General features: G+C 72.0%; 22 protein-coding genes. 15 read left to right on the top strand and 7 right to left on the bottom strand.

The features are described 5' to 3' along the window. Positions 1-18: 18 nt before the first annotated feature. The gene (locus tag ACWC91_RS11300) at positions 19-507 is read right to left on the bottom strand and encodes a GNAT family N-acetyltransferase (RefSeq protein ID WP_225074361.1); all 489 of its coding nucleotides are present in this window, start codon (positions 505-507) and stop codon (positions 19-21) included. A gap of 71 nt (positions 508-578) precedes the next feature. On the opposite strand from ACWC91_RS11300, the gene ACWC91_RS11295 reads away from it, so the two are divergent. Then, positions 579-1,475, top strand: a complete 897-nt coding sequence (locus ACWC91_RS11295) for a TIGR01777 family oxidoreductase (protein WP_225074362.1) — start codon at positions 579-581, stop codon at positions 1,473-1,475. A 203-nt stretch (positions 1,476-1,678) separates the two neighbouring features. Continuing rightward, positions 1,679-3,103: an NAD(P)/FAD-dependent oxidoreductase gene (locus ACWC91_RS11290; RefSeq protein ID WP_450640119.1), complete on the top strand. Its 1,425-nt coding sequence runs from the start codon at positions 1,679-1,681 to the stop codon at positions 3,101-3,103. Positions 3,104-3,444: 341 nt separating this feature from the next. Here ACWC91_RS11290 and ACWC91_RS11285 read toward each other — a convergent pair whose 3' ends face one another. Further along, entirely contained in the window at positions 3,445-4,935 is a 1,491-nt protein-coding gene (locus ACWC91_RS11285; protein WP_225074364.1) for a regulator, read from the bottom strand. Between the two features lie 243 nt (positions 4,936-5,178). Here ACWC91_RS11285 and lipB point away from each other — a divergent pair, with 243 nt between their 5' ends. The 4 genes from lipB (at position 5,179) to ACWC91_RS11265 (ending at position 8,331) form a co-directional block, all read left to right on the top strand. Beyond that, on the top strand, positions 5,179-5,976 hold the full coding sequence (gene lipB, locus ACWC91_RS11280; RefSeq protein ID WP_225074365.1) for a lipoyl(octanoyl) transferase LipB: 798 nt from the start codon (positions 5,179-5,181) through the stop codon (positions 5,974-5,976). 119 nt (positions 5,977-6,095) lie between these two features. Next, a complete protein-coding gene (lipA, locus tag ACWC91_RS11275; RefSeq protein ID WP_225074366.1) occupies positions 6,096-7,061 on the top strand; it encodes a lipoyl synthase in 966 nt (321 codons plus the stop codon). A 274-nt stretch (positions 7,062-7,335) separates the two neighbouring features. Continuing rightward, positions 7,336-7,536 (top strand): SCO2195 family GlnR-regulated protein, encoded by a 201-nt coding sequence (locus ACWC91_RS11270; protein WP_141361545.1) that lies wholly within the window; start codon positions 7,336-7,338, stop codon positions 7,534-7,536. Positions 7,537-7,629: 93 nt separating this feature from the next. Further along, positions 7,630-8,331 carry a DUF4191 domain-containing protein gene (locus ACWC91_RS11265; protein ID WP_376500610.1) on the top strand — a complete coding sequence of 234 codons (702 nt, stop codon included), beginning with the start codon at positions 7,630-7,632 and terminating at the stop codon, positions 8,329-8,331. A 208-nt stretch (positions 8,332-8,539) separates the two neighbouring features. Here the strand turns inward: ACWC91_RS11265 and ACWC91_RS11260 are convergent, their stop codons facing one another. Continuing rightward, positions 8,540-9,007, bottom strand: coding sequence for an RDD family protein (locus tag ACWC91_RS11260; protein WP_225074368.1), 468 nt, complete (start codon positions 9,005-9,007; stop codon positions 8,540-8,542). Between the two features lie 208 nt (positions 9,008-9,215). Here ACWC91_RS11260 and glnA point away from each other — a divergent pair, with 208 nt between their 5' ends. Next, entirely contained in the window at positions 9,216-10,625 is a 1,410-nt protein-coding gene (gene glnA / locus ACWC91_RS11255) for a type I glutamate--ammonia ligase (protein ID WP_225074369.1), read from the top strand. A 90-nt stretch (positions 10,626-10,715) separates the two neighbouring features. On the opposite strand, the gene ACWC91_RS11250 is transcribed toward glnA, so the two are convergent. Next, positions 10,716-11,036: a hypothetical protein gene (locus tag ACWC91_RS11250; protein WP_225074370.1), complete on the bottom strand. Its 321-nt coding sequence runs from the start codon at positions 11,034-11,036 to the stop codon at positions 10,716-10,718. Positions 11,037-11,376: 340 nt separating this feature from the next. On the opposite strand from ACWC91_RS11250, the gene ACWC91_RS11245 reads away from it, so the two are divergent. The 4 genes from ACWC91_RS11245 (at position 11,377) to ACWC91_RS11230 (ending at position 14,628) form a co-directional block, all read left to right on the top strand. Next, positions 11,377-11,634 carry an SCO2583/SCO2584 N-terminal domain-containing protein gene (locus tag ACWC91_RS11245; protein WP_281155486.1) on the top strand — a complete coding sequence of 86 codons (258 nt, stop codon included), beginning with the start codon at positions 11,377-11,379 and terminating at the stop codon, positions 11,632-11,634. A 166-nt stretch (positions 11,635-11,800) separates the two neighbouring features. Beyond that, a complete protein-coding gene (htpX, locus tag ACWC91_RS11240; protein ID WP_225074372.1) occupies positions 11,801-12,724 on the top strand; it encodes a zinc metalloprotease HtpX in 924 nt (307 codons plus the stop codon). Between the two features lie 2 nt (positions 12,725-12,726). Continuing rightward, positions 12,727-13,311, top strand: a complete 585-nt coding sequence (gene pspAB, locus ACWC91_RS11235) for a PspA-associated protein PspAB (RefSeq protein ID WP_225074373.1) — start codon at positions 12,727-12,729, stop codon at positions 13,309-13,311. A 132-nt stretch (positions 13,312-13,443) separates the two neighbouring features. Next, complete coding sequence (locus ACWC91_RS11230) at positions 13,444-14,628, top strand: winged helix DNA-binding domain-containing protein (RefSeq protein WP_450640123.1); 1,185 nt, start codon at positions 13,444-13,446, stop codon at positions 14,626-14,628. A gap of 58 nt (positions 14,629-14,686) precedes the next feature. Here ACWC91_RS11230 and ACWC91_RS11225 read toward each other — a convergent pair whose 3' ends face one another. Beyond that, positions 14,687-15,001, bottom strand: coding sequence for a hypothetical protein (locus ACWC91_RS11225; protein ID WP_225074375.1), 315 nt, complete (start codon positions 14,999-15,001; stop codon positions 14,687-14,689). 411 nt (positions 15,002-15,412) lie between these two features. Beyond that, on the bottom strand, positions 15,413-16,132 hold the full coding sequence (locus ACWC91_RS11220) for a dienelactone hydrolase family protein (RefSeq protein ID WP_225074376.1): 720 nt from the start codon (positions 16,130-16,132) through the stop codon (positions 15,413-15,415). Between the two features lie 315 nt (positions 16,133-16,447). Between ACWC91_RS11220 and ACWC91_RS11215 the strand changes: the two genes are divergently transcribed. After that, positions 16,448-17,023 (top strand): hypothetical protein, encoded by a 576-nt coding sequence (locus ACWC91_RS11215; protein ID WP_450640124.1) that lies wholly within the window; start codon positions 16,448-16,450, stop codon positions 17,021-17,023. 187 nt (positions 17,024-17,210) lie between these two features. On the opposite strand, the gene ACWC91_RS11210 is transcribed toward ACWC91_RS11215, so the two are convergent. Beyond that, positions 17,211-17,912: an NUDIX hydrolase gene (locus ACWC91_RS11210; protein ID WP_450640125.1), complete on the bottom strand. Its 702-nt coding sequence runs from the start codon at positions 17,910-17,912 to the stop codon at positions 17,211-17,213. 126 nt (positions 17,913-18,038) lie between these two features. Between ACWC91_RS11210 and ACWC91_RS11205 the strand changes: the two genes are divergently transcribed. From ACWC91_RS11205 to glnII, 3 genes are all read left to right on the top strand, one after another. Then, complete coding sequence (locus tag ACWC91_RS11205; RefSeq protein ID WP_225074378.1) at positions 18,039-18,401, top strand: arsenate reductase family protein; 363 nt, start codon at positions 18,039-18,041, stop codon at positions 18,399-18,401. Positions 18,402-18,541: 140 nt separating this feature from the next. After that, positions 18,542-19,231 carry a hypothetical protein gene (locus ACWC91_RS11200; protein ID WP_450640128.1) on the top strand — a complete coding sequence of 230 codons (690 nt, stop codon included), beginning with the start codon at positions 18,542-18,544 and terminating at the stop codon, positions 19,229-19,231. Between the two features lie 231 nt (positions 19,232-19,462). Next, complete coding sequence (glnII, locus tag ACWC91_RS11195) at positions 19,463-20,500, top strand: glutamine synthetase (protein ID WP_450640129.1); 1,038 nt, start codon at positions 19,463-19,465, stop codon at positions 20,498-20,500. Positions 20,501-20,670 lie beyond the last annotated feature (170 nt).

Raw genomic sequence — 20,670 nt, 5'->3', positions numbered from 1 at the left:
CGCGTCGGGCCCCGAGGCTCACAGGAAGCGGCCCATGAGGACGTCGTCGACGTAGACGCCGTCCAGGTGGAACTCCTCCGGCTGGACGCCCTCCACCACGAAGCCCTCGGACTCGTACAGCTTGCGGGCGGGGGTGTTGTGGCCCAGCACCCGCAGGGTGATCCGGCGGGCGCCCTGGCGGCGGGCCTCCTCGACGGCGGCGCGCAGCAGGGCGCGGCCCACCCCGCTGCCGCGGGCCTCCTCGGCCACGGCGAGTCCGCGGATCTGCCGGACGTGCGCGTTCGACGCCAGTTCGGTGGGGAAGCCGAGGCGGATGTATCCGACCAGACGGCCGCCGAGTTCGGCGACCAGGTGGTCGCGCGGTCCCGACCGGTGCGTGAAGAAGGGCTCGTAGGGCTGCCGCGGGGGCGGGGCGACCGCGTGCGTCGTGGACCAGGTCTCACGGTCGAGCCGGCCGAGACCGTCCTCGTCGTCGAATGTGGCGTGGCGTATGGAGGGAACCGGCATGACGGTCACTCTACGGCGCGGACCGGGCCTGCCCGCCGGGATTTTCGCGGCCCGGCGGGCAGGATGGGCGCATGGAACGTTCGCGAATCGCGGTGGCCGGCGCGTCCGGTCTGATCGGCAGTGCCCTGGTGCGGTCCCTGGTCGCGGACGGGCACGAGGTGGTGCGCCTGGTGCGCCGTTCGGCCCGCGGCGAGGACGAGGTCTGCTGGGATCCCGTCGGCCGGTACGTGGACGCGGCGGGGCTCGCCGGGTGCGACGCGGTGGTCAACCTGGCGGGCGCGGGCGTGGGCGACCACCGGTGGACGCGGGAGTACAAGAAGGCGATCCGGGACAGCCGGGTGCTCGGCACGACGGCGCTCGCCGAGGCCGTGGCCTCCCTGGACGCGCCTCCGCGGGTGTTCGTCAGCGGCAGCGCGATCGGCTACTACGGCGACACCGGCGAGCGCGCCGTCGACGAGGACGCGCCGCCCGGGGACGGTTTCCTGCCGGCGCTGTGCGTCGAGTGGGAGCAGGCCGCCGCTCCCGCGCGGGAGGCGGGCGTCCGGACGGTGTTCGCCCGCACCGGGCTGGTGGTGGCCCGTGAGGGCGGGGCGTGGGGACGGCTGTTCCCGCTGTTCAAGGCCGGGTTGGGCGGGCGGCTGGGAGACGGTCGGCAGTTCTGGTCGTTCATCGCCCTGCACGACGAGGTGGCCGCGCTGCGCCATCTGCTGGACACCGAGAGCCTGTCCGGGCCGGTCAACCTCACCGCGCCGCAGCCGCTGACGAACGGTGAGATCACCGCGGCCATGGGCCGGGTGCTGCAACGGCCGACGCTGTTCTCCGTGCCGGCGCCGGTCCTGCGCGCGGCGCTCGGGGAGATGGCGGGCGATGTGCTGGGCAGCGCGCGGGTGGTGCCGAGGCGGCTGCTGGAGTCGGGGTTCTCGTTCGCCTTCCCGGGGATCGAGGACGCCGTCCGTGCGGCGCTGTGACGTCTGTGGCCGCTCGCCGTGCCACCTTGCGATCGCGTACGGAACAGCTTGCGACCGTGTGCGACCGCCGTGCGACCGTGCCCTGTCGATGCGCGACTGTCGCTGACCGGGCACGGCCCTAATCTCGACGCGAACTCGGGTATTCCTGACGCCGGTCGCGGGCATCACCGCTCCACCGGCCGCGCAACCTCGAGGAGGGGCACGTGCTTGAGCCCGCGTATCAGGCGGACGTCGTCGTTGTGGGAGCCGGGGTCGCCGGGCTCGCGGCAGCGCATCGACTGACCAGTGCAGGAGTGACGACCGCGGTCCTGGAGGCCGCCCCTTACGTGGGCGGCCGCATGTCGACGGAGAAGGTCGACGGGTTCCGGCTCGACCGGATCGGACAGCTGCTGAACACGTCGTATCCCCAACTGGCCCTGAGCCCGGGGCTCGACGCGCTCGTGCTGCGTCCCTTCGCGCCGGGGGTCCTGCTGCACAGCGACGGACGGCACCTCCGCGCGGGCGCTCCGGCGCACGGAGGGAGCGCGAGGAGCGCACTTCACGTAGTGCGCGCCCTGGCAAGCGCCCCCCGGCCGCCGGTCCCCCGGTCGTCGTCCCTCGCCCGTGCGTCCCTCTCCCGGCCGTCCGTTCCCCGGTCGTCCGCCGCCCCGTTCCTCGACGGTCCGCCGCCCGGACGCCGCGGGATCGGCGCGCCGCTGCGGCTGCGCGCCGCGCTCGGCCGGATCGCCGCCACACCGGTCGAACGCCTGTTGTCGCGGCCCGAGTTGACGGCTCAGGAGGCGCTGGCCGCCCGCGGCCTGCCCGCCCGCACGGTCGACGGCTTCCTGCGTCCGCTGCTCGCCGCCCTGTTGTGCGACCCGGACCTCACCACGTCCAGCCGCTGCGCGGACCTCGCCCTGCACTCCTTCGCCGGCGGCCGGCTGTGCCTGCCGGAGGGCGGCGCCGAGGTCCTGCCGGAGCTGCTCGCGCGCACGCTGCCGCCCGGCACCGTGCACACCGGCGTACGGGCCACCTCGGTCTCCACCACCTCGGTGACCACCGCCGAGCACGGCGAGATCCGCTGCCGGGCCGTGCTGGTCGCCACCGACGCGCGTGCCGCCGCCGAGCTGCTGCCCGGGCTGCGCGTACCGGACTTCCACCCGGTGACGGTGGTCCACCACACGACCGGCGAGCCCCCGGAGACGGGCGGGTCCCTGCTGCTCGACGCGGAGCGCGGCGGCCCGGTGGCGCACACGGCGGTGGTCAGCCGCGTCGACCCCTCCCGCGCGCCCGCCGGCCGCGCCCTGGTGTCGTCGACGGTCCTGGGCGTGCCCCCGGCCGACGTCGACACGGCCGTACGCCGCCATCTGTCCCGGCTCTACGGCACCTCCACCGTCCGCTGGGAGACGCTCGCCGTGCACCACACCCCCGAGGCCGTCCCCGCGATGCGGCCCCCGCACGACCCGCGGCGCCCGGTGCGGCTGCTGGCGGGCCTGTACGTGTGCGGCGACCACCGGGACACCAGCACCGTCCAGGGGGCGCTGCACTCGGCCCACCGGGCCGCCGCGGCGATCCTGGGCGACCTGGGAGCCGGCCACCCGCTGCACCGGGCGGACCCGGCCCCGACGGAACCGAAAGCCGCCGCCTGAACCGCCACCACCCCGTCCCGGAACTTGCCCGAACACCGCCACCGCTGCCCCGGGCCTCGGCCCAGCGCCGCCACTCCGTCCCGGGTCCCCAACCCAACGCCACCACCTCGCCCTGGGGACTCGGCCCGGCTCCGCTGCCCTTGCCCCGGGACTCAGCCCAACGCCACCGTCCCTGTCCCGAACAACTCAACCCAACACAGCTGCCCTTGTCCCGGGACTCAGGCACCGCCGTCACGTCCCGGGACTCGGCCCAAATGCCGCCACCTCGTCCCGGAGACCCGGCCCGGCACCGCCGCCCCGTCCCAGGACTCGCCCCAGCACCGCCGCCCCGTCCCCGGGGCTCAGCCCAACGCCGCCACCTTGTCCCGGTAGCCGCGTACGGGTGTCGCGTCCTTGTACGGTTCCAGGCGGCGTTCGAAGTCCTTGACGTACTCCACCGCCCGGACCGAGCGCATGTCCGCGGCCTGGGCCGCCGCCTCGGCGGCCAGGCGGCAGGCCTGGTCCAGGTCGCCGAGGCCGAGGCGGGCGGTGGCCAGGACCACCCGGCAGAACAGCCGGCTGCGGGCGTGCGCCGGGGCGCGCAGCCGCAGGGCGCGTTCGGCGTGCTGCGCGGCGGCCCGGTACTGCTGGAGGTCCCGGTGGCAGTGCCCGGACTCGTCGGCCAGCTGCGCCTCGTCGAAGCGCGCCCAGGAGGGCACCTCGTCCCCGGGCCGGGCCGCCTCCAGGAAGCGCTCGGCGCGCACCAGGGACGCGGTGCAGGCGCGCACCTCGCCCAGCACCCCGTGCCCGCGCGCCTCGGCGGCGTGCAGCAGCGACTGCACGGCGGGCGGGGCGGAGCCGCCGAGCCCCTGCTGGGCCACCCGTGCGAGCTGCACGGCCTCCCGCCCGTGCCCGAGGTAGACCGCCTGCCGGCTCATGGTGACCAGCACATAGGCGCCGTAGGGCCGGTCCCCGGCGGCCTGGGCGAGCCGCAGCGCCTGCACGAAGTAGCGCTGGGCGAGCCCGTGCGCGGCGATGTCGAACGACGTCCAGCCGGCGAGCCGGGTCAGGTCGGCGGCGGCTCCGAAGAGCCGACGGCCGGTCTGCTCGCCGTAGGTGCCGCGCAGCATCGGCTCGCACTCGTGCTCCAGGTAGCGCACCAGGGCCTGGCGGGCATGGCCGCCGCCGTACAGGTCGTCCAGGGTGCGGAACAGCTCGCCGACCGAGCGCAGGGCGGCGATGTCGCCGGCGGTGACCTTCCGGCCCGCCTCCCGTCCGGCCGGGCCCCGTTCGGCCCGGCCGCGCTGCCGGGGCACACCGGGCACCGAGGGGTCGGGCACGACGAGGGCGGGCCGGTCCGGGTGCCCCTGGACGGGGACCCGGGTGGCCGGCGCCTCCGCGCGGGCGACCCGGTCGTCGGCCCGCCCGATCAGCCAGTCCCGGCTGGGCACGACGAGGCCCGCCGGGGTGAAGGCGATCCTGCGCAGTTCGGCGTGGCTGCCGCAGTCCTTGCGCCACAGCCCGCCGACGATGTCGACGGCCTCCTCCGGGGTGGCGGCGAACTCCAGCCCCGCGTACACCGGGGCGCAGGCGTCGAGGCCGAGGTCCTGGGCGGTCAGGCGGCGGCCCAGGCGCCGGGTGAACACCTCCGCGATGAGGGCGGGCGTGGTGCCCCGCGGCTGCTGGCCGCGCAGCCAGCGGGTGACCGACGTCTTGTCGTATCTCAGGTCCAGCCCGTGTTCGAGACCGAGCTGGTCGACGCGACGGGCCAGACCCGCGTTGGAGAACCCCGCTTCTGCGATGAGCGCGGCGAGCTGGCGGTTGGGAGTGCGCTGCGCGGGTCGTTCCGTCATCTGCGGTGCGGTCTCCTGCCTCTCGGGCACCACGCGGCCGCGTGGTGCCCGGATTGCCTGTGAGCAGCCCTTATGGCCTCATGAACGGCGCGAATGTAGCGGAGAGTGAGCAACCGACCGCAGAGTTCGACCACCATTCATCCGATCGTGTGAGGATTGCCCGCGAGGCTGACGCGTGTCGGCCGGCCGTACAGTGACGTGGGCACGTTTCGTGCCTTACGACCTTCCGGGGAGGCGTTTGCCGTGAGTGAGCTGCGGTTCGTCCGCATGGGATTCGGTGCCGAGGCCGTGGACTACGTCCAGGCCTGGGACGAGCAGCGCCGGGTGCACGCCGCCCGGTTCGCGGACGAGGTCCCCGACACCGTGCTGCTCCTGGAGCACCCCCCGGTCTACACGGCCGGCCGGCGGACCGAGGACAGCGAGCGCCCGCTCGACGGCACACCCGTCATCGACGTGGACCGCGGCGGCAAGATCACCTGGCACGGTCCGGGCCAGCTGGTCGGCTACCCGATCCAGAAGCTGCCCCGCCCGGTGGACGTGGTGGCCCACGTACGCCGCCTGGAGGAGGCGCTGATCCGCGCCTGCGCGGACTTCGGCCTGGAGACCACCCGCGTCGAGGGCCGCAGCGGAGTGTGGGTGCTCGGCGACCCGGTCGAGCAGCGGCCCGCCCTGGGCGGGCTGTCCCTGGACTTCGACCCGCGCCTGGCCGACGAGGAGTTCGACCCCCGGCTGAACGGCCCGGAGTACGCCCCCTCCAACGCCGGCCAGCGCCGCGAGGACCGCAAGATCGCGGCGATCGGGATCCGGGTCGCCAAGGGCGTCACGATGCACGGCTTCGCGCTCAACGTGAACCCGGACAACAAGTGGTTCGACAAGATCATCCCGTGCGGGATCCGGGACGCCGGCGTCGCCTCGCTGGCGGCCGAGCTCGGCCGGGACGTCGCGATCGAGGACGTGCTGCCGGTCGTCGAACGGCACCTGCGGGACGTCCTGCAGAACGCGGACCTGAAGCCGCGGGAGATCGAGAGGGCCACCGCCTGACCGGGCCCCGCCCGGGGGAATGATCCCCCAGGCCCGCAGGTTGGCCTCACCGACGGGGCGCAACAAGCACGGGCGTACCCTGGTGTACGCCGAAGAATCGAAGCTACAGGGAGCCGGTCGTGTCCGCAGTCGCACCCGACGGACGCAAGATGCTGCGCCTGGAGGTCCGCAACAGCCAGACCCCCATCGAGCGCAAGCCCGAGTGGATCAAGACCCGGGCGAAAATGGGTCCCGAGTACACCAAGATGCAGAACCTCGTGAAGAGCGAGGGCCTGCACACGGTCTGCCAGGAAGCCGGCTGCCCGAACATCTACGAGTGCTGGGAGGACCGCGAGGCGACCTTCCTCATCGGCGGCGACCAGTGCACCCGGCGCTGCGACTTCTGCCAGATCGACACCGGCAAGCCCGAGGCCCTGGACCGCGACGAGCCGCGCCGCGTGGGCGAGTCCGTGGTCACCATGGACCTGAACTACGCCACCATCACCGGCGTCGCCCGCGACGACCTGGAGGACGGCGGCGCCTGGCTGTACGCCGAGACCGTGCGCCAGATCCACCAGCAGACGGCGGACCGCGAGGGCGGCCGCACCAAGGTCGAGCTGCTGGCCCCCGACTTCAACGCGGTCCCCGAGCAGCTGGCCGAGGTCTTCGCCTCGCGCCCCGAGGTCTTCGCGCACAACGTCGAGACGGTGCCGCGGATCTTCAAGCGGATCCGCCCGGGCTTCCGCTACGAGCGCTCCCTGAAGGTCATCACCGAGGCCCGCGACTTCGGCCTGGTGACCAAGTCGAACCTCATCCTCGGCATGGGCGAGACCCGCGAGGAGGTCGTCGAGGCGCTCAAGCAGCTGCACGACGCGGGCTGCGAGCTCGTCACCATCACCCAGTACCTGCGTCCCTCGGTGCGCCACCACCCGGTGGAGCGGTGGGTCAAGCCGCAGGAGTTCGTCGAGCTGAAGGAGGAAGCCGAGCAGATCGGCTTCTCGGGCGTGATGTCGGGTCCGCTGGTACGGTCCTCCTACCGCGCCGGGCGGCTGTACCGGATGGCCGTCGAGAAGCGGGGCACCTACATCGCCGCCCAGGCGGTCTGACGACGGCTGACCGACCGTCACCATCCCTGTCCCGCAAGCGGGCGGGCAAGTGTGTGAAATCGGGCACAAGGCCCTACTGCCCGGTAGTGGCCGATACGACGCGGTCCCGACCGTCGCCGCAGATGAGCGGCCCGGTCAGGGCCGCGTCAGCCTTTCGGCCCGCGGCCGCGAGGCTTCATCGGTGTTTGACCGGCCGGTCACGCCCTGGTAACACCAAGCAGTGACCCTGGACTCACAGCCCGTACACCAAGAGCCGTCATGAGGGGGACCTCCCATGCAGGCCGCGCACGTTCGCGCCACCGCGATTCCGTCCGTCACCGACGCACTGCGTGCGGTCGAGTCCCTGCTCATGAGCAGCGGCCAGCGCACCGCCCGCCGCAACGCCTGGAACTCCGTCCTCGAGGACCGGCGCCGGGCCAAGGACCGTGTCGAGGCGCAGCGCGTCCTCGACCAGTTCCCCGCCGTCGGCCCCTGACCGCCGCTCCCCCAGTCTCTTTCCGCCGCCGCCCCGGGCCCGTACGGGCACTGCCGTCGTGGGCCGCTCCGGGAGCCACGTAGACTTCGTGGCATGGCGAGGAAGGACAACGCAGCCGAGGCTGCCAACCCCGGGCGACTGAAGCAGATCGCTCTGACCTACAAGATGACCCGCAAGGCCGACAACAAGATCGGTCTGGTGCTCGCGGGTGTCTTCATCATCACCTTCGGTGTCCTTCTCGGGATCGGCTTCGCGATCGGCCACCCGTACTACGCCGGCATCCTGGGCGTGCTGCTCGCCTTCCTCGCGACGGCGATCATCTTCGGACGCCGGGCCGAGCGCGCCGCCTTCGGGCAGATGGAGGGCCAGCCGGGCGCCGCCGCGGCGGTCCTGGACAACGTGGGCCGCGGCTGGACCACCACCCCGGCGGTGGCCATGAACCGCAGCCAGGACGTGGTGCACCGCGCGGTCGGCAAGGCCGGCATCGTACTGGTCGCCGAGGGCAACCCGAACCGGGTGAAGTCCCTGCTCGCCGCCGAGAAGAAGAAGATGAACCGGATCGTCGTGGACGTCCCGGTGCACGACGTGATCGTGGGCAACGGCGAGGGCCAGGTCCCGCTGAAGAAGCTGCGCACGACCATGCTGAAGTTCCCGCGCGTGCTGACCGGCCCGCAGGTCACCACCACCAACGACCGGCTGCGCGCCCTCGGCGACCTGATGAGCAACATGCCGCTGCCGAAGGGCCCGATGCCGAAGGGCATGCGGATGCCGAAGGGCGGCCCGAAGGCCCGCTGATCCCGCGCAGACACCCTCTACGACGACGGGGCGCCCGGAGTGGTCTCCGGGCGCCCCGTCGTCGTGGGCACGTCTCGCACGCCTACGAACGCTGGAACCGCGACCGGCTCACGCCGCCGAGATCCTGCGGCACGCCTCCGCGACCCGATCCTGCGGCGGGCTCTGGCGGCCGGCACCCGTCACTGGATCCCGCGGCCGGCTCCCGCGGTCAGATCCGCACCTCCACCGTGCCCGCCAGCCGGTCGTGCAGACCGCGGCCGTCGCGGTCCCAGATCAGGGCGGGAATGGCCAGGCACAGCAGGACCGTGCGCAGCAGGGCGCGCAGCGGCTGCACCCGGCCGGTGGCGAGGGCGACGACGCGCAGGCCGAACAGGCGCTTGCCGGGCGTGAAGCCGATCGTGCCGACGGTGAGGACGCCCAGCGCCAGGAAGATGAGCAGCGCCCAGTTGCTCGTGGCCTGGTAGTAGCCGTGCGTGATCAGGCCGTAGGCGATCCACAGGCACAGCGCCCAGTCGACGACCAGAGCGCCGAGCCGCCGTCCAGGACCGGCGATCGAGCCGGGCCCCTGCTCCGGCAGCCCCAGCTGCCGGCCCCGGTAGCCGAAGTCCGCGCCGGCGTCCTCCATGGCCGCGCGCGGCCCGGACAGCCATGATCCCAATGCTTGCCTGTTGTCCACCCGACCACCGTACTGCGACGCTGGAATCAGGGGGGTCGGCGGGGTGTCCGCGACCGTGACCGCCACCCGAGCCGGTTAACTTCTGCGAAACAAATGGGTCACGCCCGGGAAATCACCCGTCCCTAGGGTCGAGCCCAGCGTGTGCCACCGCACCGGCCGCACAACGATCTACCACCCCGGCGGGACGGTCGGGAGTAGGAGGAGCTGGATGTTCCAGAACGCCGACGAGGCCAAGAAGTACATCGCGGACGAGGACGTCAAGTTCATCGACGTCCGCTTCTGCGACCTGCCGGGCGTCATGCAGCACTTCACGTTGCCCGCCGAGGCGTTCGACCCCGACGAGGAGCAGGCGTTCGACGGGTCCTCGATCCGTGGCTTCCAGGCCATCCACGAGTCCGACATGTCCCTGCGGGCCGACCTGTCCACCGCGCGTGTGGACCCGTTCCGCCGGGACAAGACCGTCAACATCAACTTCTTCATCCACGACCCGATCACCGGCGAGCAGTACTCCCGTGACCCGCGCAACGTGGCGAAGAAGGCCGAGGCGTACCTCGCGTCCACCGGGATCGCCGACACCGCGTTCTTCGGTCCCGAGGCGGAGTTCTACGTCTTCGACAACGTCCGCTTCCGGACCGCCGAGAACGAGTCCTTCTACCACATCGACTCCGAGGCGGGCGCCTGGAACACCGGCGCGCTGGAGGACAACCGCGGCTACAAGGTCCGCTACAAGGGCGGCTACTTCCCGGTCCCGCCGGTCGACCACTTCGCCGATTTGCGCGCCGAGATCTCCCTGGAGCTGGCGAAGAACGGTCTGAAGGTGGAGCGCCAGCACCACGAGGTGGGCACCGCCGGCCAGGCCGAGATCAACTACAAGTTCAACACGCTGCTCGCCGCCGCCGACGACCTCCAGCTCTTCAAGTACATCGTGAAGAACGTCGCCTGGCGCAACGGCAAGACGGCCACCTTCATGCCGAAGCCGATCTTCGGCGACAACGGCTCCGGCATGCACGTGCACCAGTCGCTGTGGAGCAACGGCGAGCCGCTCTTCTACGACGAGGCCGGCTACGCGGGCCTGTCGGACACCGCCCGCTACTACATCGGCGGCATCCTCAGGCACGCCCCGGCGCTGCTCGCCTTCACCAACCCGACGGTGAACTCGTACCACCGTCTGGTGCCGGGCTTCGAGGCCCCGGTGAACCTGGTGTACTCGCAGCGCAACCGCTCCGCCGCGATGCGCATCCCGATCACCGGCTCCAACCCGAAGGCCAAGCGCGTGGAGTTCCGCGCGCCCGACTCCTCGGGCAACCCGTACCTGGCCTTCTCGGCGCTGCTGCTCGCGGGCCTGGACGGCATCAAGAACAAGATCGAGCCGGCCGAGCCGATCGACAAGGACCTGTACGAGCTGGCCCCCGAGGAGCACGCCAATGTCGCCCAGGTCCCGACCTCGCTGGAGGCCGTCCTCCAGGCCCTGGAGGACGACCACGAGTTCCTGCTCCAGGGCGACGTCTTCACGTCCGACCTGATCGAGACGTGGGTCGACTTCAAGCGCACGAACGAGATCGCCCCGCTCCAGCTGCGCCCGCACCCGCACGAGTTCGAGCTGTACTTCGACGTGTGATCGGCGTCTGCGGCGTCTGATCGGAAGGGCGTCATGGTGAGGGCCGCCCCCCGGGAACCGGGGGGCGGCCCTTTGGCCGTGTGTTGTCCGTCAGCGGACCACGACCACCACCGGGCCGCCGCCGAAGCCGTACCCGTAGCCGCCGAACCCGTAGCCGCCGAACCCGTAGCCCCCGAAGCCCCCGTAGCCGGGGCCGAAGAAGCCGCCGCGGCCGTAACCGCCGCACCAGCGGGACCACCAGCCACAACCGCCGCCATGGTTGACGACGGTGGAGACAGTGGAGAGATGGGCCGGAGTCGTGGCCGGGGTCGCTGCCGAGGCCGTGCCCGCCGCGCCGAGGGCGGTGCCGGCCGCCATCAGGACACCGACTGCGGACGTTGCGAGGAGACGCCTTGCACGCTGTGCTTTCATGGAAATACCTTCCTTTCCACCCCCTCGTGCGGTTTCGGGCACGAGAAGCATGGCCGCGGCCGCAGCCGGAAAGGGTTCGGCGGCGCGGTCGTAGGTGTTGGCGCGAGTACAGGCGGCAGGGCCCGCGAGGTAGCGCTGTCAGCCCCGTGAGCAGGGTCTTCGGCCGACGCCGGGCCTGTTCCCGGACCGCCGCCCTCACCCATAGAGGCTAGCTTCCCGGCGAGCACACAGCATCTTGAGCGATCGCCTCACAGTGACGATCGCTTCCCAGCGCTCCTGTAGTCAGGGGATGATTCCTCGTCGGTATCAAGGACGGATAAGGACCGGAGAGGTAACGGGGATGACCGAGAACGACGACCTTGAGCGGGAGTTCGATCACCGGTGGGCGCGCGCCGCCGAGCACAAGGAGCCGTCCGCCCGTGCCCGTATGCTCGCCGCGCGCTGGAAGCACGATCCGCCGGGACCCGTCCCGTTCCGCGCCGACCCGGACCCGGTCGCACCGCGCCGCTCGTCGTGGATGTCCACGGTCGTGGTCCTCGGCTGCGTCGCCGCGGTGATCGTGCTGCTCGGGTACGCGCAGACGCACGGCCACCTCTGAGGCCTCCGGGTCTTCCGGGGCCGGGAGGTCTCTGGCGCTCACCCCGCGCGCACGCGGACTCACAGGCGGCTTTTGCCCCTCCTGGAGCTGATCGCGACCGCTTCATGGGCATCCGCAGGTGCACACTGGATGGCGGGACGAGTGCCTGACTGCGGGGTGATGCAAGATGCAGAGCCGCTTCCGGAGCGACCGACGGCTGACCGTGCGCATGGGGGTCACGCTGTTCCTGCTCGGGCTGCTGTACGTGGCGTTCGTGGCCGTGCTGATCGTGCTGCTGAAGTCCTGGGTGCTGGTCGTGGTGATCGCGGCCGGTGTGCTCGCCGCCCAGTACTGGTTCTCCGACCGGATCGCCCTGTTCGCGATGCACGGCCGGGTGGTGGAGCGGGAGGAGTATCCCGAACTGCACGCGGTGGTCGACCGGCTGTGCGCCATGGCGGACATGCCCAAGCCGGCCGTCGCCGTGTCCAGCATGGACATGCCGAACGCGTTCGCGACCGGACGGAACCCGGACAACGCCGTGGTGTGCGTGACCACGGGGCTGCTGCGGCGGCTGGAACCGGCCGAGCTGGAGGGCGTGCTCGCGCACGAGCTGTCGCACGTGGCGCACAAGGACGTCGCCGTGATCACGGTGGCCTCGTTCCTCGGTGTGGTAGCGGGCCTGGTCGTACGGTTCGCCTTCTACTCGGAGCTGTTCGGCGGGCGCGGGCGCAAGGACCAGAACACCCTCGTCCTCTTCGCCATGGTGATGGGCGTCTCGGCGGCCGTGTACGCGATCAGCTTCCTGCTGATCCGGGCGCTGTCCCGGTACCGGGAGCTGGCCGCGGACCGCTCGGCGGCGCTGCTGACCGGACGGCCCTCGACGCTGGCCTCCGCGCTCACCAAGGTGACCGGTGACATCGGCCGGATCCCGTCCGAGGACCTGCGCACCGCACAGGCCTTCAACGCCTTCTACTTCACGCCGGCGCTGGGCTCCGAGCCCGGCATCTCCCGGCTGTTCTCCACCCACCCGAGCCTGGAGCGACGGCTGGAGCAGCTGGCGCAGATCTCCGCCGAGCTGGGCGAGGCCGCGACGCCGGGGAAGGCGGGCTGAGGATGGGGCTCCTGGACATTCTGCTCGGCCGTACCAAACCCGCTCTGCCCGACCTGGACCAGCTGTTCGCGCTGCCGTCGGCGGCCATCACCCTTCAGGCGGCGGCCGGCTTCACCTCGACCGGGCAGGGCGCGGTGTGCTTCGCCACGGTCGAGGGAGCCGCCTTCGAGCAGACGCACCGCGAGGTTCAGGCCCTGCTGGACGCCGACGCCGAGCGCGGGGGGCCGCCCGTGGAGCTGTCCCAGGACTCCTACGGCTACTCCTGGCTGGTCTCCCGCCGCACCCCCGACCGGCTGCCGGAGCTGGTCAACGACCTGCACGCGGTGAACAGCGCGATGGAGGTCAACGGCTTCGGCCCTCAGCTCCTGTGCTCCCTGGCCGGCTTCCACGACGACGCCGACCGGCGGCTGGCGCTGGTGTACCTGTACAAGCGGGGCACCTTCTACCCGTTCGCGCCGCTGGCCGGCCAGGCGCAGCGGCGCGACAACCCGCTGGAACTCCGGGTGAAGGCGGCCCTGGCCGACGATCTGCGTATCGAGCCGGACCTGAGCCGCTGGTTCCCGGTGTGGGGCGCCCCCGGCCTGTGAGTGAGGTCTGTGAGCGACCCCGCTCACAGGCCCTCCGGCCTCTCCGGCCCCTGCGGAACTCCTCAGCACGAGGGCCCGGTGTCAGTGGTGTCGGGCAGGATGCCGTCAGGCACTACTACGGGCGGAGGTCTCATGGGCGAGGAGCCCCGGTACATCGACGTGGTGGAGCGGCGGGCCAGACTGGCCCTGCGGCACCGGCTGACCGCAGGGACGCGGGCGGGGACACCGGAGGAGGTGGCTCGGGCGCTGGTGGCACTGCACGGAACGGACCCGGCGACGGTGTACCTGGGCGTGGGCGCCCGCCTGGCGGAACCCGCCGGGACGGTGCCGCAGACCGAGCGCGCGCTCTACGAGGACCGCACACTGGTGCGGATGCACGGCATGCGGCACACCGTCTTCGTCTTCCCGGCGGAGCTGACCGCCGTCGTCCACGCCTCGACCGGCATCGCCGTCGCCGCCCGCGCCCGCGCCGCCCTGCTGAAGGACATGGCGAAGGCGGGCGCGCCGGACGCGGCCTGGCTGAAGGAGGTCGAGGAGTCGACCCTGGCCGCGCTGGCCCGCCGCGGGCAGGCCACGGCCACCGAGCTCGCCCAGGACGAGCCGCGGCTGCGGGAGCAGTTCGCGTACGCGGCCGGGAAGAGCTACGAGGGCGTGCACACGGTCTCCTCGCGGCTGCTGCGCGTCCTGGGTGTGGAGGGCAAGGTGGTCCGGGGCCGGCCGCTCGGCTCCTGGACGTCCACGCAGTTCCGCTGGGCCCTCGCACCCGAGCATCCCGAGCTGGACGTCGCCGGCGCCCAGCGCGACCTGCTGCACCGCTGGCTCGCGGCCTGCGGCCCGGCGACCGAGGCCGACCTGAAGTGGTGGACGGGATGGCGGGTGACGGACGTGCGGCGGGCGCTGGCCGCGGCGGGGGCGCGCGAGGTGAGGGTGGACGAGGGCACGGCGTACGTCACCGAGGACGACGTCGCCCCGGTGGCCGGCCCGGCCGAACCGTGGGCGGCCCTGCTGCCGGGCCTCGACCCCACGGCGATGGGCTGGCAGCAGCGGGACTGGTACCTCGCGCCCGGGCTGCGGCCGGCCCTGTTCGACGGCAGCGGCAACGTCGGCCCGACGGTGTGGTGGAACGGCCGGGTCGTCGGAGCCTGGGCCCAGCGGCCCGACGGTGAGATCGTCTGGCGGATCCTGGACCGGGAAGGGGTGGGCGCGGACGCGGAGGCGGCGATCGCCCGGCAGGCTCGGGAGCTGGGGAGCCGGCTCGGCCCGACGCGGGTCACACCTCGCTTCCGCACACCGCTGGAGAAGGAACTGGCGGCGTAGGCGGTGGCGTGGGCGGTTCCGGGCGCCCCGCGGGCGCGGGGTGCCCGGCGTCACGGGGTCAGCGCGAGTACCGCATCAGCGCCCGCACCATGTGACACGTCGTGTTCGACGGCGGGTGAACTCCGATGAGTTGGGCTATGGAACGGATCGTCTCGTCGCGGGCCTGGTGCGGCATGTAGACGCCCGAGTCGAGCAGGGCGATGGCGAGCCGCATCGCCTTCAGTCGGCGGTTGTGGATGACGTACCACTCACGCGGACGCCCCGGCGGCAACGGCCGCTTCGCCACGGGTTCGTAGGGGAGGTCGAGCAGGACGGGACGCTTCGCGGTGGACTGGGTCGGCAACGGCTTCGGCTTCAGTGCGGCAGCGGCCACAGGCATCCTCCTGTCGCGGTGGGAGCGCCTCGAAGGGACTCCGGCGACGCTCTCGAACACTGCTTCAAGTTTACTGCCCGGCACTGACATTCAGGGAGTCCGCAGACCCCACAAAGGTCCAGGTGAACAAGGGAATTGGCGCCGTGTCACACCAGGTGTGCGAGATGTGTGTGAGGCGGCGGCAATTCGAACAGGACCGCTCGGCGTGGCAGCGAAGGCTCCACCGCCCACCCCGTCAGGAAGACTTCTCTGCATGAAGTTGATCGTGCGGGGGCGGGAAGCAGCGCGGGCCCCTGCCGAGTTGGCAGGGGCCCGTGGTGCAGCGAGCCGAGGTGAGCCGGGACCCGTCCCCGATGAGCGGCGTCCTGGCCGACACCGCTCACCGTCTGCTGCAGGCCTGGCGGCCCGGCCTCACCTCAGGTGCCGGCCGAAGAACCGGGCCCCGTCCTCCACCTCGAACCACGGGGTGCCGGTGTGCCCGCCCAGATTGGCGTGCAGCGTCTTCTCCTTGGTGCCGAAGGCGTCGAACAGGTCCAGGGCCCGCTGCCGGGGGTTCCCTTCGTCGTCCCACTGCAGCAGGAACAGCAGTGGAATGGTGACCTGCCGGGCCTCCTCGCGCTGGGCGCGGGGCACGTAACCCCCGGCGAAGAAGCCGGCGGCCGCGATGCGCGGCTCGAGGACGGCCAGCCGAATGCCGACGGCGGTCCACCCCGAGTACCCGACCGGGCCGCCGATCCCGGGCAGCGAAAGGAGGGCGTCCAGGGTGGTCCGCCATTCCGGGACCGCCTTTTCGACCAGCGGGCCGATGAAGGACTCGAAGATCTCATCGACCGGATCGCCGGCCTGCATCGCGCGGCGGAGCTCGGCGCGGGCCTGCTCGTCGGCGGCGGAACGGGGCCGGTCACCGCACCCGGGGGCGTCGATGGCTGCCACCGCGTAGCCGTGCGCCGCGGCGTGCCGGGCCCGGGCCACCAGCCGGGATTCCCCCTTGGGCAGGCCGTTGTTGCCGGCCATCAGGATCAGCGGGGCCGGTGCGGATCCAGGCGTCCACAGGGTGCCGGGGATCTCGCCGAGGGTGAATTCGCGTTCGAGGACGCCGTCGTCGAGGCGCTGTTCGGAAGTGAATTGCATGGTCGTGCCTTTCGGGAGTGCTCTGGAACGGCGCTCCCGGACGACCTATCGTCCGACCGTGACCCCGGAGGGGAGCACCCATGTCGATACGTTCACGGGTACCACCTCCTTGTTCTCTCGCACGGCCTCCGGAAAAGTAGCAGTGGTCGCCGTGGTCCGCCAACGGGTTTTTGCGGAGGCTCCGCGGCCGGAGGCCACGGAGTCGGAACACCACACAGAGCTGCTCGGGGCCTCATCGCGGCTTCCCGAGGTGAGGCCCTGCGACGGCGGGGCGCGCTGGGGGCGCTGTCGCACGGGTACGGCGCCAGTGGGCGGATGGGAGGCACGCTGGTGTGCAAAGTGGATCACGAGGCCGCAGCGGTGACCGCGACAGCGGCCCTGACGGCGGCCTATCCGCACCTGAGGCACGAGGCATCTCCGCATCCGGCACTGGAAGGGTGCGAGGACGTGGAGTGGTCGTCCATTCCCGGCTGCCCGGTTGATGTCCCGGTCATCCTGCGCGGGCTGCTCGATCCCGACGCGGCCGAGATGGCCGAACGAGCACTGGACCGGCTTGTGATGTCAGGGCCGATGTCCATCAGTGCGACGATGCCGGCGGTCGTCCCGTACCTGCTGAGACTGACCGCCGATCCATCGATCCCACGCCGGAACGAGTTGTTCGGGCTCGTGCTCGTAGCCGCCGCCCTCTCCGCACCGGCCGACCCCGCCGACGCGTGGGACCTGGCGGTCAGCGGCCCCGAGAACGACCACCCTGAACGGGCCGTCTGCCGAGCGGCATTCGTTGCCGACGCGGCATGGGTGGGGCGTCTGCTGGCCGACGACGAACTGCTGGCCGGCCTTCATCTTGACGAGGGCGAGTGGGCATCACTGGTCGAGGCGGCCGGACTGTGAGGTGCAAAGCCCCGGGCAGCGCGTCGGGATCGAGGGTGCGCCTGGCGGGGCGCCACCCCCGGAAACTGGTCCACGTGGAGGCCGGAGCCTCCTCCGGGCCCGGCCTGCCGCTCCAGACACCGACTGGCCCCGATCGCCCTGGCGGGTAGGCGATCGGGGTCAGCGAGTGGGGGCGTCCTGGCGGGAGTCAGGTGGTGGGCGCCGTGGTCTCCGAGAGGACGGTGCGGACGCGTTCGCGGAGCGTCTCGTCGGCGATCGAGTCGACCGGCCGCCAGGCCGCGCCCGTGACTTCCTCTTCCTGCAGCGTCAGATGGCTGCCGATGCCGGTCCGGAAGACGTACCGGAAGTCGATGTGCCGGTGAGCGGGCTCGCCCTTGGCGTCGTTGGCCGGGATCCGGTGGATGTCGATGTGCACGGGCAGGTCGCCGGCCGGGGCGGCGGTCTCCGGCCGAACGCCGGTCTCCTCGGTCAGCTCCCGCAGAGCCGCCTCCCGGAGCGTGGTGTCCCGCTCCTCCAGGTGACCGCCGGGCAGCAGCCATTTGCCGAGCGCGAGGTGGTGGATGTGAAGGACGAGCCCCTCATCGTTGATCAGGACCGCCCCAGCGGTGGCGTGACCCTGGAACTCCTTGCGCGAGGTCGGCTCGGCCCCGTTGTCGAGGAGGTCCTGGATGACGGCCAGCTCTGACTCGTCCTCGGGGTGGGCGCCGAGATAGCCGGTGACGGTGCTGCGGACGTGGTCGTGCGAGATGGGCAAGTCGATCACCTGTTGAAGTACGAGAGCCAGGTCGCCGCGATGGCGGCGCGGTCGGAATGCGCTGACCTCATGCATACCGGGTTCGAGGTCGGCGTGGGTGAGCTTCCCGAGACCGGCCGGGATCTCGGCCTGCACCAGGCGACGCTGCGGTCCGCGCCCGCATGCGGCGCCAGGAGTGGTTGTGGCTGGACGACGCCGAGAGCGACGAGCCGAGCGGAAGAAGGCCGCGGCACTCGTGAGGGCTTCGCGTACCGTGGCCGCATGGAGATCTGGATCAATCCGGCCTGCTCGAAGTGCCGCAGTGCCGTCGGGGTGCTCGATGCCGAGGGTGCCGAGTACACCGTGCGCCGCTATCTGGAGGACGTACCGACCGCGGAGGAGATCCGGGACGTGCTCGGGCGGCTGGGGCTGGAGCCGTGGGACATCACACGGACGCAGGAGGCCGTGGCGAAGGAGCTCGGGCTGAAGGACTGGCCGCGGGACGTCGGGGCGCGCGAGCGCTGGATCGCGGCGCTGGCCGAGCACCCGAAGCTGATCCAGCGCCCGATCATCACGGCCGACGACGGCACGGCGGTCGTGGCCCGGACCGAGGAAGCGGTGCGGGACGCGCTCGGACGCGGGTGAGTGCCGCGTGACCCGGCGCACGGCGCCGCCAACTCCCGCGTGACGCAGGTCACTTCAACTGGCACCGCAACCGCTGAGTAACCTCGTTCGGCATCTCGTACCTAGCGGCGTACGCTCCCCCACCCCTTCAGGAGGCGCGCATGTCGCGTAGGCGCACTGTCAGCACGAAGAAGAAGGTCGCGCTGCTGGTCACGGCCGCGGCGGTGGCGGGCGGCGGGGCCTTCGCCCTGGCCGCCACGTCCAACGCCGCGCAGCCGGAGGCCCCGCGAACCCTGTCCGCCGCGGACTCGACGGTCTGTCAGGGACTCGCCACCGCCCTCGGCAACAACCAGAAGTTCATCGACGGCCAGCGGGCCGACCCGGACGCGCTGTCCGAGGCGCGGATCGCCAACCGGGAGGCGGTCATCGAGGAGATCAAGCGCAAGCAGGCCGCGTCCGGGTGCACGGTGGGGGAGTCGGCTCAGGACTCCCAGGCCGGGCAGCAGGGGCAGAACGGCCAGGAAGCCGGTCAGCAGAACGGGCAGCAGGCCGGGCAGCAAGACGGTGCGGCCGGGAACGCCGGCGGCGGCGTCGCGGCGTCCGGCCAGCAGGTGTGCCAGGGCTCCACCGTGACGCTCTCCGGCGAGGGCGGCGCACCGGCCGCGTCCAGCAACCAGTTCCCGGCGGGCACCACTCTGAAGGTCACCAACCTGGACAACAACAAGTCCACCACGGTGAAGGTCACGTCCGTCTCCGGCAGTTGCGTCCTGCTCAACGACGCGGCCTTCGAGGAGGTCCGGGAGCCGGGCAAGTTCCTGATCCGGCGCGCGGTGATCGAGAAGGTGGGCTGACACCCACCTCCACGGGTGAAGGCCCGCCTGCTCCCGGCCGGGGGCAGGCGGGCCCTCACCCGTACCGCGTGAACCGCGCCACAACGGTGCCGGGTAACACAGGGTTCACATTCGGGCAATGGCCGGGAAACGGCCCGTTGACACGCTGCTGAACAGCCGCCGCGGCGCACCGTGCCGCGGCGCCGTGCCGCCCGTGGGCGCGCGCGAGTGAGACCCCGGAGGATGTGGCCCGTGACCTTCAAGGCTGAGTACATCTGGATCGACGGCACCGAGCCGACGGCCAAGCTGCGTTCCAAGACGAAGATCCTCGGCGACGACGCCAAGGGCGCCGGACTGCCGCTCTGGGGCTTCGACGGGTCCTCCACCAACCAGGCCGAGGGACGCACCTCCGACTGCGTACTGAGGCCGGTCTTCTCGTGCCCGGACCCGATCCGCGGCGGCGACGACGTCCTCGTGCTGTGCGAGGTCCTCGACACCACGCTCGCCCCGCACCCGTCCAACACGCGGACCGCGCTGGCCGAGGCCGCGGAGCGGTTCGCCGCGCAGGAGCCGGTCTTCGGCATCGAGCAGGAGTACACCTTCTTCGACGGCCACCGCCCGCTCGGCTTCCCCGAGGGCGGCTTCCCGGCCCCGCAGGGCGGCTACTACTGCGGTGTCGGCGCCGACGAGATCTTCGGCCGGGAGATCGTCGAGGAGCACCTGGACAACTGCCTGACGGCGGGGCTCGGCGTCTCGGGCATCAACGCCGAGGTCATGCCGGGCCAGTGGGAGTTCCAGGTCGGCCCGCTGTCCCCGCTCGAGGTCGCCGACCAGCTGTGGGTGGCCCGCTGGCTGCTCTACCGCACCGCCGAGGGCCACGGCATCTCCGCCACCCTCGACCCCAAGCCGGTCAAGGGCGACTGGAACGGCGCCGGCGCCCACACCAACTTCTCGACCAGGGCGATGCGCGAGGGCCCGGAGGGCTACGCCGCGATCATCACCGCGTGCGAGTCGCTCGGCGAGGGCTCCCGGCCGATGGACCACGTCAAGAACTACGGGGCCGGGATCGACGACCGCCTCACCGGCCTGCACGAGACCGCCCCGTGGGACGCGTACTCCTACGGCGTCGGCGACCGCGGCGCCTCGGTCCGCATCCCGTGGCAGGTCGAGCGGGACGGCAAGGGCTACATCGAGGACCGCCGGCCGAACGCCAACGTCGACCCGTACGTCGTCACGCGCCTGCTGATCGACACCTGCTGCACCGCCCTGGAGAAGGCCGGGCAGGTCTGATCCGAACGGGTGGCGCGGCCGCGGGGCGCCGGCTTCCCACCGGGGAGGTGTCCGCGCAGTGAGAAGCGGCGAGCAGAGGCTCCTGTCCGGGCACGGTGTCTGCTTCAATGGGGGCATGGTCGGCTTCCGGAAGTGCGTCGCGACGAGTCGCGACGACCTGGAGCCGTTCT

This window comes from Streptomyces sp. NPDC001204, assembly GCF_053598035.1.
Note: the sequence above shows the minus strand (reverse complement) of the source record. Positions and strands in the feature narration are given on the sequence as shown.